This window comes from Deferrisoma sp. (assembly GCF_054681715.1).
Map to the genome: position 1 here is coordinate 1 of NZ_BAAHFQ010000020.1, position 12,540 is coordinate 12,540.

10 protein-coding genes are annotated in these 12,540 nt (G+C 71.6%); all 10 read right to left on the reverse strand.

What is annotated here, in order from left to right; genetic code table 11:
• A partial coding sequence (locus ACY0I8_RS05085) for a sensor histidine kinase (RefSeq protein WP_461393876.1) occupies positions 1-862 on the reverse strand: 862 nt, incomplete at its 3' end.
• Positions 859-1,560 (reverse strand): response regulator, encoded by a 702-nt coding sequence (locus ACY0I8_RS05090; RefSeq protein ID WP_461393877.1) that lies wholly within the window; start codon positions 1,558-1,560, stop codon positions 859-861. The genes ACY0I8_RS05090 and ACY0I8_RS05085, both read right to left, overlap by 4 nt.
• A complete protein-coding gene (locus ACY0I8_RS05095) occupies positions 1,557-2,726 on the reverse strand; it encodes a cytochrome c3 family protein (protein ID WP_461393878.1) in 1,170 nt (389 codons plus the stop codon). Before ACY0I8_RS05095 ends, ACY0I8_RS05090 begins: the two co-directional genes overlap by 4 nt.
• The gene (gene ppdK / locus ACY0I8_RS05100; RefSeq protein ID WP_461393879.1) at positions 2,726-5,437 is read right to left on the reverse strand and encodes a pyruvate, phosphate dikinase; all 2,712 of its coding nucleotides are present in this window, start codon (positions 5,435-5,437) and stop codon (positions 2,726-2,728) included. The genes ACY0I8_RS05095 and ppdK overlap by 1 nt, the downstream gene beginning before the upstream one ends.
• 153 nt (positions 5,438-5,590) lie before the next feature.
• Entirely contained in the window at positions 5,591-7,660 is a 2,070-nt protein-coding gene (gene glyS, locus ACY0I8_RS05105) for a glycine--tRNA ligase subunit beta (protein WP_461393880.1), read from the reverse strand.
• Entirely contained in the window at positions 7,657-8,559 is a 903-nt protein-coding gene (gene glyQ / locus ACY0I8_RS05110) for a glycine--tRNA ligase subunit alpha (RefSeq protein ID WP_461393881.1), read from the reverse strand. Before glyQ ends, glyS begins: the two co-directional genes overlap by 4 nt.
• Before the next feature lie 240 nt (positions 8,560-8,799).
• Positions 8,800-9,597, reverse strand: a complete 798-nt coding sequence (locus tag ACY0I8_RS05115; protein WP_461393882.1) for an enoyl-ACP reductase FabI — start codon at positions 9,595-9,597, stop codon at positions 8,800-8,802.
• Positions 9,598-9,714: 117 nt separating this feature from the next.
• Positions 9,715-10,431, reverse strand: coding sequence for a DNA repair protein RecO (gene recO, locus ACY0I8_RS05120; protein WP_461393883.1), 717 nt, complete (start codon positions 10,429-10,431; stop codon positions 9,715-9,717).
• Positions 10,428-11,822, reverse strand: coding sequence for a magnesium transporter (gene mgtE, locus ACY0I8_RS05125; RefSeq protein ID WP_461393884.1), 1,395 nt, complete (start codon positions 11,820-11,822; stop codon positions 10,428-10,430). Before mgtE ends, recO begins: the two co-directional genes overlap by 4 nt.
• Positions 11,798-12,448 carry an endonuclease III gene (gene nth / locus ACY0I8_RS05130; RefSeq protein ID WP_461393885.1) on the reverse strand — a complete coding sequence of 217 codons (651 nt, stop codon included), beginning with the start codon at positions 12,446-12,448 and terminating at the stop codon, positions 11,798-11,800. The genes mgtE and nth overlap by 25 nt, the downstream gene beginning before the upstream one ends.
• Positions 12,449-12,540 lie beyond the last annotated feature (92 nt).

The following is a 12,540-nucleotide window of genomic DNA, read 5'->3' on the forward strand; positions in this document are numbered from 1 at the left end:
CCTCGTAGCCGGGCCCGAGCCCCTGGGCGAGCACCTGCCGGGCCTGGGGGTCGGCCTCGATCACGAGCACCCGGCCTTCCGCCACGGCGGCCTCGGCGCCCTCCGGAGCGGCCGCCGGGAGCCACAGGTGCACCCGCGCGCCGGGCAGCACCTCGGGGTCGCGGCCCCGCCCCTCGGCCCAGGCCTCGCCGCCGTGGGCCCGGGCGATGCCCCGGACCATGGGGAGCCCCAGCCCCAGCCCGGCCGCGCCGAACTCGAACTCCCCGCTGTGGTGGGCGTGGAGGGGCGTCAGGGTCACGAACCGCTCGAAGCACCGCTCGGCCCCTTCCCCTTCGGGAAGCCCCACCCCGGTGTCCTCCACGGTGACCCGCACGCCGGCCCTACCCGCCCGTTCCTCGGCCGCGGCCGAAACCGTGACCGTTCCGCCGTCGGGAGTGGCCCGGGCCGCGTTCTGCAGGAGTTCCAGGAGGGCGTCCCGGCCGGCCTCGGGGTCGAGGCCCACGGCGGGGAGGTCTTCGGGCACGGCCGCCCGCCACTCTAGGTTCCGGACGGCCGCGAGGGCGCGGGCCTCGGCCAGACACGAGTCGATCCAGTCGGCGGGGCGCACGGGGCGGGGCAGGTAGGTCCAGGGCTCCCGGGTATGGGCCTCGGCCGAGAGCTTTCGCAGGAGCGCGGTGAGCCGGTTCGCCGAGGCCGCGATCCGGCGGGCCCACTCCCGAGCCGCCGGGTCGAGCCCTCCCGGGGCCCGGTCCAGGAGGAGCTCCGCGTGGCCCTTGATGGACACCAGCGGGGTCTTGAACTCGTGGCTCAGGCGGTCGAGAAGCTCTTCCCAGGGGATTGATGCCGCGTCCGTTCGGCTCACCCGCCCTCGTCCTCCTCCCCCTCCAGGCCCACGATGTCCACGCCGTCCAGGTAACGCACCGTCCGGTACACGGCGAGCCGCCGGATCTTCGCCACGGCCTGGGAGATCCGGCGCACCCCCCGATGGACGAACGCCAGGTCCTCCCGGAGGGCTCCGTCGTCCACCCGTTCGAGCAGGGTCTCCACCTTGAGGCCCACGGCGGTCAGCGGCTGGTTCAGGGCGTGGGCCACCGCGCCGGCCGTCTCCAGCACGGCCCGGAGCCGCTCCTGTTCCACCTGGGCCGCCCGCACGGCCTCGAGCTCCCGGAACACCCGCCGGAGCCGAAGGGCCGCCCGCACCCGGGCCCGGAGCTCCATGAGGTCAAAGGGCTTCACCAGGTAGTCGTTGGCCCCCGCCTCGAGCCCCTCGGCCACATGGTCGGCCTCCTTGCGGCCGGTGAGGAGGAGCACCGGCACCCGGTCGGCCCCGGGGCGGTCCCGGAACCGCCGGAGAAACCCCAGCCCGTCGAGCCGGGGCATCATCCAGTCGAGCACGATGACGTCGGGTGCGCCGCCCTCGTCCAGAAACGCAAGCGCCCGCTCCCCGTCTTCGGCCGCCGCGAACCGAAGCCCCGAGTCCCCGAGGGCGGCCTCCACGAGCGGCAGGATCGACGGGTCGTCGTCCACCACCAGGATCGTCTCGCCCCCCGGCTCGGTCACGGCTTCCTCCACTCCTCCAGGGTTCGTCGCGCCCACGCCCCCGTTTCGCCCCTGTGGCACGCGCTCGTGCACGACGAGAGCACCGTACCGCGTTCCACGTCGTCGGCAACCCAGACCTTGAGGCTGTGGGTGCGCACCCGGTAGGCGCCCCGGTCGGGGTTCGTGATCGCCATGTGACAGTCGATGCACCCGGCCTCGTCGTCGGGGTGTTTCGCGTGGGCCTTCACCAGCCGCACCTCGGCCCTGTCGTGGCACCCGCCGCAGATGTCCTCGCTGCGGCGCCGCAGGCTGTGGCGGTAGTCGGACCCGTGGGGTAGATGGCAAGTGGTGCACGAAAGCCCTGCCGCGGCGTGACGGCTCTCCACGAACCCCTGGTACTCCATGAACGGTAGCCGTTCCACCCCGCCCCGCCAGAAGTACTCGGTGTTCCGGTCGGGGGCGGGCCGGTGGAGGCGAAACGCCTTCTCCAGCCGCTCGCCGGCCCGAAACCCCACGGGGAACGGGTAGCGGCCGTCGGGGCTCTCGCCCCGGCTGTGGCAGGCCCCGCAGAGTGCCGACCGCTCCAGCGCCGGAAGCGCCGAGGGCCGGAGCACCGGCTCCCGGCCGCCCGTATCGGCGTGGGCCGCCCCGTCGCCGTGGCAGGCCTGGCACCCGGTGTTGGCCTCGGGGAACGTGCGGGTGGTCGGATCGTACCCGGTGGTGTGGCACCCGGCGCACCCGTCCTCCCAGGTGAGCCCGGTTTCGACCACCCGCCGGAGGCTCGGCGACAGGGGCTCCCAGCGCCGCGCCTCCAGGTTCCACTGGGCCGGGAGGAGCCGGTGGCCGTCGTCGTCCCTCCGGAAGTACACTTGGATCTGGAGCACCCCGTAGGCGAGGGCCACCTCGTCGCGCCGGAACCTCCCCTCGACGTGCTCGATCCAGCCCGTCACCCGCTTGCCCCACCGGGCCTTCACGAGCCGGGGATCACGCGCAGGGTCGATGAGGAAATGGCTGTGGGGGTGGCGGATCCACAGGGAGAACTCGGGGCTGTGGCAGGCCCCGCACCCCCGGGACGGGGTCTGGGCCAGGCCCGAGGCCAGGGTCACGTGGGCCACCCCGCCGGGCGCGGCCCACGCGGGGGCGGCCCCAAGGGCCGCCCCCACCAGAAGCCCCAGGAGCGTTCGCATCAGTCCTTGTCGGCCACGGCGGCCTGGGCCGCGGCGAGCCGAGCGATGGGCACCCGGAACGGGCTGCAGGAGACGTAATCGAGCCCCACCCGGTGGAAGAAGGCGATGGAGTCGGGGTCGCCCCCGTGCTCGCCGCACACTCCCACCTTGAGGCCCGGCCGGGCCTCCCGGCCCCTCTGGGTGCCCAGGGCCACGAGCTGCCCCACCCCCGCCTGGTCGATGCTCTGGAACGGGTCCTTCTCGTAGATGCCCCGCTCCACGTAGAGGGGCAGGAACGAGCCGGCGTCGTCGCGGCTGAACCCGCAGGTCATCTGGGTGAGGTCGTTGGTGCCGAAGCTGAAAAACTCGGCCTCGCGCGCGATCTCGTCGGCCGTAAGCGCCGCCCGGGGCACCTCCACCATGGTGCCCACGAGAAACGGCAGGTCCTCGACGCCGGTCTCCCGCTTCACCTCCTCGGCCACCTCCAGGACGATCCGCTTCTGGTCCTGGAGCTCGGCCACGTGGCCCACAAGCGGCACCATGATCTCGGGCCGGGCGTCCACCCCCTCCTTGCGCAACTCGGCCGCCGCCTCGAGGATCGCCCGGGCTTGCATGCGGGTGATCTCGGGGTAGCTGATGCCGAGCCGGCAGCCCCGGTGCCCGAGCATGGGGTTCATCTCCCGTAGCTGCTCCACCCGGGCCCGCACGGCCTCAGGATCCTTGCCCATGGACTCGGCCAGTTCCCGGATCTGGGCCTCCTCGTGGGGCACGAACTCGTGGAGCGGCGGGTCCAGGAGCCGCACGGTCACAGGGAGCCCGTCCATGGCCCGGAAGATGCCCTTGAAGTCCTCCTTCTGGTAGGGCAGGAGCTTCGCCAAGGCCCGGGCCCGCTCCTCGGGGGTTTCGGCCAGGATCATCTCCCGCATGGCCCGGATGCGCTCGTCGCCGAAGAACATGTGCTCGGTGCGGCACAGCCCGATGCCCTCGGCGCCGAACCGCCGGGCCTGGGCCGCGTCCTCGGGCCGGTCGGCGTTGGTGCGCACCCCCAGCCGCCGCAGCTCGTCGCAGTACCCGAGGAACTTGGCGAGCCACTCGTTGCGCTCGGGGTCGATCACGATGAGGGGGAGTTCCCCCACGTACAGGAGGCCCTTGGTGCCGTTCACCGTGAGCACGTCCCCCTCCCGGAGAACGGTGTCGCCCACGGTCACGGTGCCGGCCCCCGGGTCGATCTCGAGGGCCCCGCAGCCCACCACGCAGGTCTTGCCCCAGCCCCGGGCCACCAGGGCCGCGTGGGAGGTCATGCCGCCCTTGGCCGTGACGATGGCCTCGGCCGCGTGCATGCCGTGGACGTCCTCGGGGCTCGTCTCGGTGCGCACCAGGATCACCTTCTCCCCGGCCGCGGCCCGCTCCTCGGCTTTCTCGGGCGTGAGCACGATCCGGCCCACCGCCCCGCCGGGCCCGGCCGGAAGCCCCTGGGCCAAGGGCTTCGCCGATTTTTCGGCCTCGGGATCCACCATGGGGTGCAGCAGTTCGTCGAGCTGCGAGGGCTTGACCCGCCGCACGGCCTCGGCCTTGTCGATCAGGCCCTCTTCCACCATATCCACGGCCATGCGCACCGCGGCCGGGCCGTTTCGCTTGCCGGTGCGGGTCTGGAGGAGCCACACCCGGCCCTCCTGGATGGTGAACTCGATGTCCTGCATGTCCCGGTAGTGGCGCTCGAGCCGGTCGCGCACGTCGAGGAGCTCGGCATAGGCCTCTGGCATGACCTCCTCGAGGGTGGGCAGGTGGCGGTTCGCGTCGTTCTTGCTCGCCTCGTTGATCGCGTAGGGGGTGCGGATGCCGGCCACCACGTCCTCGCCCTGGGCGTTGGGGAGCCACTCGCCGTAGAAGGCGTTCTCCCCGGTGGCCGGGTTGCGGGTGAACGCCACGCCCGTGGCGCTGCGGTCGCCCATGTTCCCAAACACCATGGACTGGACGTTCACGGCCGTGCCCCACTCGTCGGGGATGCCCTCGATCCGGCGGTACTGGACGGCGCGCTTGCCGTTCCAGCTCTGGAACACAGCGCCGATGGCTCCCCAGAGCTGCTCCATCGGGTCGTCGGGGAAGGGCTTGCCGAGCACCTCCTCGACCCGCCGGCGAAACGCGTCGCAAAGCGCCTTGAGGTCCTCGGCCGTGAGGTCCGTGTCGTTCTGGACCCCCTTCTCGCGCTTTCGCGCCTCCATCATGTGCTCGAGCTGGAGCCGGATGCCCTCGCCGTCGGCGGGCTCGATGCCGGCCGCCTTCTCCATGACGACGTCGGCGTACATCATGATGAGCCGGCGGTACGAGTCGTACACGAACCGCTCGTTACCCGTCTTTTTCACCATGCCCGGGATCGTGGCCGAGCACAGGCCGACGTTCAGCACGGTCTCCATCATGCCGGGCATGGACTGGCGCGCCCCACTTCGCACGCTGACGAGCAGGGGGTTCTCCGGGTCGCCGAACCGGGACCCCATGACCTCGGCCATGAACGCAAGGGCCGCGTCCACTTCGTCCCGCAGCCCCTCGGGGTAGGTGCGGCCGTGGACGTAGTAGTGCGTGCACACCTCGGTGGTGATGGTGAACCCCGCCGGCACCGGGATCCCCAGGTGGCACATCTCGGCCAGGTTGGCCCCCTTGCCGCCCAGAAGCTCCTTCATGTCGGCCCGGCCCTCGGCACGGCCGGCCCCAAAGGTGTACACGTACTTTCCCATGGTGTCCTCCTGAGTGTTCGCGATAACGTTCCGATGCGCCGACGTACGAACCGGACCACTACCGCAGGTCGTTCGTCGCGGGTCGTAAGGAACGAACCGCAACGACCAACGACCTGCGACCAACGGTCTTTGACCGCCCAGCCTCCCGGCCCCCTACCCGATCCTCCCGAACTCCGCGACCCGATTGAGGAGGGCCGACACCGCGCCCAGGAGGGCCAGGCGGTTCGCCCGGACCGCCGGGTCGGGGTCCATCACCAGCACCTCGTCGAAGAACCGGTCCACGGCGGCCTTCAGCGGGGCCGCCCCGTCCAGGAACTCGTCGTAGGCGCCCCGGGCCGCGGCCTCCTCCATCTGCCGGGCCACGGCCTGGTAGGCCTGCCACAGGGCCTCCTCGGCCTCGGCGGCGAACGCCTCGGGCCGCACCTCCCCGGGGGTCTGGCCCTTCAGGATGTTGCCCACCCGTTTGAAGGTCTCGGCCAGGGGGTCGAGCCGGCCGTCCCGGCGGGCCGCCTGGAGGGCGTTGGCCCGGGCCGCGGCGTCGAGCACATCGTCGAACCCCCGGTCGAGCACCGCCCCCACCAGATCGGCATCGAGGCCCTGCTGCGTGAGAAGCCCCTCCAGCCGCACCCGGAAGAACGAGAGCACGTCGGCCCTCACCTCGTCGGCCGGCCGGGTGAGCCGGTCCGAGAGCCCCTCGAGGGCCTGGTCCACGAGCCAGCCCAGGGGAATCCGCAGCCCCCGCTCCAGGAGGATCCGCAGGATCCCCAGGGTCTGGCGCCGCAGCGCGTAGGGGTCGGCCCCGCCGGTGGGGATGAGCCCCACCCCGAAGCAGCCCACGATGGTGTCGATCTTGTCGGCCAGACTCACGCAGGCCGCCTCGTCGGTCGTGGGCACCGGGCCCCCGGCCTGGACCGGCCAGTAGTGCTCCTCGATGCCCCGGGCCACCACCGGGTCCTCCCCGGCCCGCAGGGCGTACTCCCGGCCCACAATGCCCTGGAGCTCGGGAAACTCGTAGACCATCTGGGTCTCCAGGTCGGCCTTGGCCAGCCGGGCGATCCGGTCCACCACGGCCGCGCGTTCCGGGCAGACCCTTTCCGCGATCCGGGCCGCGATGGCCCGGAACCGCTCCACCTTCTCGAAGCTCGTGCCGAGCTTCGCCTGGAACACCACCTTCTTGAGGCCCTCGGCGTGCTCCTCCAGGGATTTTTTCTGGTCCTCGTCGAAGAAGAACCGCGCGTCCGCCAGCCGGGCCCGCAAGACCCGTTCGTTCCCCCGGGCCACCACCGCCAGATCCCGGGCCCGGGTGTTCGACACGGCCACGAAGTGGTTCAGAAGCCGTCCCTCCCCGTCCACCACGGCGAAGTACTTCTGGTGGTGCTTCATGGTGAGGATGAGGAGCTCCCGGGGGAGCTCCAGGTAGCGCTCCTCGAAACTGCCGACCACGGGCACCGGGTACTCCACCAGATCCACCACGGTGGTGAGGAGGTCGTCGTCGGCCAGGGGCTCGCCCCCCACCCTCCGCGCCGCCGCAGCGATTCCCTCCCGGATCAACTCCCGGCGCTCGGCCGGATCCACCACGACCCAGGCGTCGCGCATCTTCCGGAAGTAATCCTCGGCGTCCATCACGTCGACGGCGTCGGGGTGGTGGAACCGGTGCCCCCGGCTCTGGCGGCCCGAGCGCGCGCCCGCGAACTCGAACTCCACCACCTCGTCCCCGAAAAGGGCCACCACCCAGTGGACGGGCCGGGCAAAGGCCATCTCCCCCGCGCCCCACCGCATGGTCTTGGGGAACTGGAGCCCCGTGAGCCATCCGGGCACAAGTTCGGCCAGGACCTCGGCCGTGGGCCGGCCCTTGAGCTCCCGGCGCACCGCCACGTACCAGCCCTTCTCGGTCTCGACCCGCAGAAGATCCTCCACGGCCACCCCGTTGGAGCGGGCGAACCCCTCGGCCGCCCGGGTGGGCCGGCCCTCGGCGTCGAAGGCGGCCGAGACCGGGGGCCCGACCTTCTCCTCCACGGCGTCGGCCTGGCGCTCGGCCACCCCGGTCACGTGGAGCACGAGCCGCCGGGGGGTGCCCAGGGCCCGGGCCTCCCTGAACCCGATCCGCGCAGCCGCGAGCCCCCTGCGGGCAGCCTCGGCCAACTGGGCCCGGGCCGGCGGCAGGAACCCGGCCGGGATCTCCTCGGTCCCGACCTCCAGCAGGAACTCCCGGGTCGCGCTCATGTCGTCACCTCCCCGGCCGGTCGCAGCTCGAATTTGCCCCGGAGCGGCCACCCCAGGGCCTCGCGCTGGGCCACGTAGGCCTCGGCCACCCGGCGGGCCAGGTCGCGCACCCGGCCGATGAACCGGGTCCGCTCGGTCACGCTGATGGCGCCCCGGGCGTCCAAGAGGTTGAAGGTGTGGGAGCACTTGAGGGTGTAGTCGTAGGCGGGCAGCACGAGCCCCTTCTCGATGATGCGCCGGGCCTCGGCCTCGTATCGGTCGAAGAGCTCAAACAGCATCGGCACGTCGGCCTCCTCGAAGTTGTACGTGCTGCCCTCCACCTCGCCCCGGTGGTGCACGTCGCCGTAGGTGACCCCGTCGACCCACACCAGGTCGAACACGCTATCGACCCCCTGCAGGTACATGGCGATCCGCTCGATACCGTAGGTTATCTCGGCCGACACAGGCCGGCAGTCGATGCCGCCGGCCTGTTGGAAGTAGGTGAACTGGGTGATCTCCATGCCGTCGAGCCACACCTCCCACCCCAAGCCCCAGGCGCCCAGGGTCGGGCTCTCCCAGTCGTCCTCCACGAACCGGATATCGTGGTCGAGGGGATCGATCCCGAGCGCCTTGAGGCTCCCGATATAGCGCTCGAGCACGTCCTGGGGGGAGGGCTTCAGGATCACCTGGTACTGGTAGTAGTGCTGGAGCCGGTTGGGGTTCTCGCCGTATCGGCCGTCGGTGGGCCGGCGGCTCGGCTCCACATAGGCCACGTACCAGGGCTCGGGCCCGAGGCAGCGCAGGAACGTGTGGGGGTTCATGGTGCCGGCGCCCACCTCGATGTCGTAGGGCTGGGCAATCAGGCACCCCTGGGCGGCCCAGTACCGCTCGAGCCGCAAGATGACCTCTTGGAACGTCATATCGGATCCTCCTTGGGAGCCCTTAGAGGCCCCGGCGGGGCCCTCCGAGTGTCCGGGGAACGGCCGGGTTCAGGTCCCGATGCGGGAACGCGGACCGTGCCAGGGGTCAGGGGTCAGGGGTCAGAGGACAGAGGACAGGGAGTCTCGGCACCTGCCCTCTGTGGCATCGCAAGAGGTGTGCGTCCTAACGTCCCAGCGTCCTAGCGTCCTAGCGTCCTAGCGTCCCAGCCTCCCAGCCGCCTAGCCGGTAATGTCCTCCCCCCCGTCCACGCCGATCACGTTGCCCGTGAGCCAGTAGCTGGCCGGCTCGGCCAGCAGCGCGATGGCCTCGGCCACGTCCTCCGGGGTGGTCAGCCGGCCCATGGGGTTTCGCGACTTCGCCACCTCCACCATCTGCTGGTGCCCCGGGATCTTCCGAAGCGCCGGCGTGTCGGTCACCCCGGCGCGGATCGCGTTGGCGGTGATCCCGCGGGGGGCGAGCTCCAGGGCGAGCTGGCGGATGTGGCTCTCCAGCGCCGCCTTGGCCGCCGACACCGCGCCGTAATACGCCCAGACCCGCTGGCCGCCGGAGCTCGTCATGGCGAAGATGCGGCCGCCCCGATCGAAGAGGCCCCGGGCCACCAGGTCCTGGGTCCAGTACACAAGGCTGTGGGCCATGACGTCCAGGGTCATCTCCATCTGGGCCTGGGTCACGGTCTCGCTTGGATCTCCCACGAAGGGCCGAAGGGCGCCGAAGGCCAGGCTGTGCAGGAGCACCCGAACCTTGGGACCGTCGCCGCACTCGGCCGCGAGCGCATCGAGCACCTCCCGCCGCTTCTCGGCGTCGGCGGCGTTCACGTTGAAGAACCGCACCCGCGCGCCCGTGGCCTCGAGCTCGTTGACCAGGGCCTCCACCTGGGGCAGGGTGGCCTTCCGGTCCAGATGCACCCCGGCGATGTTCATGCCCTTCCGGGCCAGGGCCCGGGCCGTGGCGGCCCCGAACCCGCTCGACGCCCCCAGGATCAGGGCCCAGCTTCCCTTGAGATCGGTTGCGCTCACCTTGAATGTCCTCCTTGCGGGTCGCCGGGACGCCCGGCGACGGGTTTGACTGCAAAAACCTTTGTTTTCTCTACCGGAAAAAGGGGCGAATACGTTAGCAGACCCGGGAAAACCCGGTCAATCGCGTTCGAGCGTGCGGGGTCGTGCACCGAGGGCCCGGGTGAGCGCCGCGTCCAGAAACGGCCCGAGTTCGGCCGCGGCCGCCCGGGTGAACCGAACAGAGCCCAGCTTGGGGAGCGGCGCCGAGGCCGCCGCCTCCAAGGTGCGGAGCGCCCCCGCCGACAGGGGGGCCGCTTCGGGCCCGCCGCAGCTCCGGCACCACACGGCCCCGTCGCGGACGCCGCCGCCTTCCCCGATCCGCCCCCCGCACCCCGGGCAGGCCCCGAAAGGGGCCCACCCGAGGGCCTGGAGCATCCGGGCCTGGAACACCCGGCGCAGGCTCCCGGGCTCCGCCCCGGCCGCCAGGGCGGCGAGGGCCGCATCCACCAACCGGAACACGGCCCGGTCCGGGTCGGCCTCGCAGGTGCCCAGCCAGGCCACCTCGAGCACGTGGGCCGCCACGGCGTGGGTTCCGAGATCCCGGGCCACCGCGCCGTAATCCCGGACGAGCTCCACGTCTTCCAGGCGCCACAGCTCCCCCCGGCCGGGCCGGAGGGTGGCCCGGAGCCGCACGAAGTAATCCAAGAGCCCGCCGAACCGCTTGCGCGAGCGCCGGGCCCCCTTGGCCACCACGGCCACGCGGCCCAGATCGGCGGTGAGGAGGTCGGCGACCCGGTCGGCCTCGCCCAGGGGGCGGACCCGGAGCACGAAGGCCTCGGTGCGGCGGGGGGTCATCGGACGTGGGGCAGGAACTTGAGGAGCGCGGTGGCGGTGCCCAGATAGATCAGAATGCCGGTGATGTCGTTGGCGGTGGTCACAAACGGGCCCGAGGCCACGGCCGGGTCGATCTCGAGCTTACGGAACAGGGCGGGGGCGAGCGTCCCCATGGTGGCCGCCACGGTCATGGCCGCCACCATGGACACGGCCACCACCACCCCCAGGAACGCGTTCTTGTGCCAGGCGAAGGCCACCGCCCCCACGAGGAGCCCGCAGACGAGCCCCAAAACGAGCCCCACCCGGACCTCCTTCCACAGGTGGGCCCCCAGGTTCTGGAAGTCCACCCGGCCGGTGGCAAAGGCCCGCACGAGGATCGAGGAGCTCTGGGTGCCCACGTTTCCGCCCATGGCCGTGATGACCGGCACGAAGGAGACGAGCGCGATGATCTCCTCCACCGTGGCCCGGAACCACCACAGGATCGTCCCGGTGAGGATGCCCCCGAACAGGTTGATCACGAGCCAAGGCATCCGGATCCGCACGATCGGGAGCACCTGGTTGCCGTACACGAGCTCCTCCTGGCTCGTACCGGCCATCTTGAACACGTCCTCGGTGGCCTCCTCCCGCAGGACGTCGATCACGTCGTCCACCGTGATGATCCCGACCAGGCGCTCGGCCTCGTCCACGACCGGGATCGCCAGGAGGTCGTACTTGGCCACCAGCCGGGCAACCTGCTCCTGGTCGGTGTGCACGTCCACCTTGATCACGTCGGTGGCCATGATCTGCCGCAGCGTCGCCGTGGGCGGCGAGGTGATGAGCTGCCGCAGGCTCACGACCCCCACGAGCCGGCCCTCGTCGTCCACCACGTAGACGTAGAAGACGGTCTCGGCCTCCTCGGCCCCCTGGATCGCCCGAATGGCCTCCTCCACGGTGACCCCCTCGCCCAGGGCGAAAAAGGACGAGGTCATGATGCCGCCGGCCGAGTCCTCGGGGTAGCCGAGGAGCTTTCCGATGTCCTCGGAGTCCTCGAGGTTCATGGCCGCGAGAATCCCGGACCGGCGTTCTTCTGGCAGTAGGGCCAGGAGGTCGGCGGCGTCGTCGGCGTCCATGCTGGCCAGGATCTCGGCCAACTCCTCGTCGCTCAGGCTCTCCACGAGGTCCTGGAGCACGTCGGGCGACATCTCGCTCAGGACGTCGCCGGCCAGGCCCGCCTGCACCAGGATCTGGAACAGCCGGCCCTGCTCCAGGTCGTTGAGCTCCTGGAAGATGGCCGCGAGGTCGGCCGGGTGGGTCTTCTCGACGATCCGCCGGAGGTTGGCCACCGCGCCCTTGCGCATGAGACGGCGGATCGCCTCGAGGCGCAACTGGACCCGGCGGTCCATGCGGGTCAGGGCTTCGCTCGGTGCGGCCATGGGCACCACCTCGCTACCGGACAGCGGTTGCACGCGGGCCGGCGGGCGTGACACACCTCGCGGCCGTGGCGGATAAGAAGCAGGTGAGCCAGGTTCCAGCGCCCGGGCGGCAGGAGCGGGGTCACCGCCTCCTCCACCATCCGGGGCTCGGGCCGGGGTGCAAACCCCAGGCGGTGGCACACCCGGCCCACGTGGGTGTCCACCGGGAACGCCGGGACCCCGAACGCCTGGGCCAGCACGACCGACGCGGTCTTCCGCCCCACCCCGGGCAGGGCCTCCAAGGCCGCCCGGTCGGCCGGCACCTCGCCGCCGTGGCGTTCCACCAGGGCCCGGGCCGTGGCCACCAGGTTTCGGGCCTTGCCCCGGAAGAGCCCGATGGACCGGATCAGGGGCTCCACCTCCGCCGGCTCGGCCCGGGCCAGGTCCTGCGGGCCGGGGTATCTGCAGAACAGCTCCGGCGTCACCCGGTTCACCTGGGCGTCGGAGCACTGGGCCGACAGGATCGTGGCCGCCAGGAGCTCCCACGGCGACCGGTGGTTGAGGCTCGGCCGCACGTCCGGGTAGGCCCGTTCCAGGGCGTCGAGGATCGCGTGGAGGCGGCGGGCTTCGTCGGGTCGCGCGGTCATGGCGGCGGCAGGGTAGCAGAAACCGGCCAAACCGGGAAAGCGGCGACCGCCAAACGAAACCGGGGCGGACAGGCCTGCGTGCCCATCCGCCC

Bases quoted from the DNA above. Each gene is read 5' to 3' on its own strand.
- ACY0I8_RS05095 (WP_461393878.1), bottom strand. From the start codon at position 2,726: ATGCGAACGCTCCTGGGGCTTCTGGTGGGGGCGGCCCTTGGGGCCGCC.
- mgtE (WP_461393884.1), bottom strand. From the start codon at position 11,822: ATGGCCGCACCGAGCGAAGCCCTGACCCGCATGGACCGCCGGGTCCAG.
- ppdK (WP_461393879.1), bottom strand. From the start codon at position 5,437: ATGGGAAAGTACGTGTACACCTTTGGGGCCGGCCGTGCCGAGGGCCGG.
- glyS (WP_461393880.1), bottom strand. From the start codon at position 7,660: ATGAGCGCGACCCGGGAGTTCCTGCTGGAGGTCGGGACCGAGGAGATC.
- glyQ (WP_461393881.1), bottom strand. From the start codon at position 8,559: ATGACGTTCCAAGAGGTCATCTTGCGGCTCGAGCGGTACTGGGCCGCC.
- recO (WP_461393883.1), bottom strand. From the start codon at position 10,431: ATGACCCCCCGCCGCACCGAGGCCTTCGTGCTCCGGGTCCGCCCCCTG.
- nth (WP_461393885.1), bottom strand. From the start codon at position 12,448: ATGACCGCGCGACCCGACGAAGCCCGCCGCCTCCACGCGATCCTCGAC.